Source organism: Bradyrhizobium sp. IC4060, assembly GCF_020193715.1.
Lineage (GTDB): Bacteria > Pseudomonadota > Alphaproteobacteria > Rhizobiales > Xanthobacteraceae > Bradyrhizobium > Bradyrhizobium yuanmingense.
On sequence record NZ_JADYVJ010000107.1, the window covers coordinates 1 to 409 of the forward strand.

The following is a 409-nucleotide window of genomic DNA, read 5'->3' on the forward strand; positions in this document are numbered from 1 at the left end:
GTGCTGCTGAACCTGCTGACCAACGCCGCGCAGGCCATGGAGCGTTTCGGCCGCATCCTGCTGAAGAGCTGGGCCGACGAGCGCCAGGTGTTCCTCTCCGTGCAGGACAACGGCAAGGGCATGCCCGCCGAGGTCCTCGGCCGGATCTTCGACCCGTTCTTCACCACCAAGCCGGTGGGGCAGGGCACCGGGCTCGGCCTGTCGATCAGCTACAAGATCATCCAGCAACATGGCGGGACCATCCGCGTGGCCTCCGAACCGGGCCGCGGAACCCGCTTCCTCATCAGCCTGCCGCGAGAGCAGGCCCGCGAACTGAAACGGAGCGCCTGACATGAGCCCATCTCCCGTCCGCATTCTCTTCGTCGATGACGAGGAGCGCATCCTGCGCAGCCTGGCCATGCAGTTCCGC

Annotated in this window: 1 protein-coding gene; it reads left to right on the forward strand. The window is 66.5% G+C overall.

Translation table 11 applies throughout. The annotated features are described in order from the left end of the window. Nucleotides 1–330, forward strand: a 330-nt coding sequence (locus I6F16_RS37700; RefSeq protein ID WP_225174803.1) for an ATP-binding protein, incomplete at its 5' end; no start/stop codon positions are given. Nucleotides 331–409: the final 79 nt, after the last annotated feature.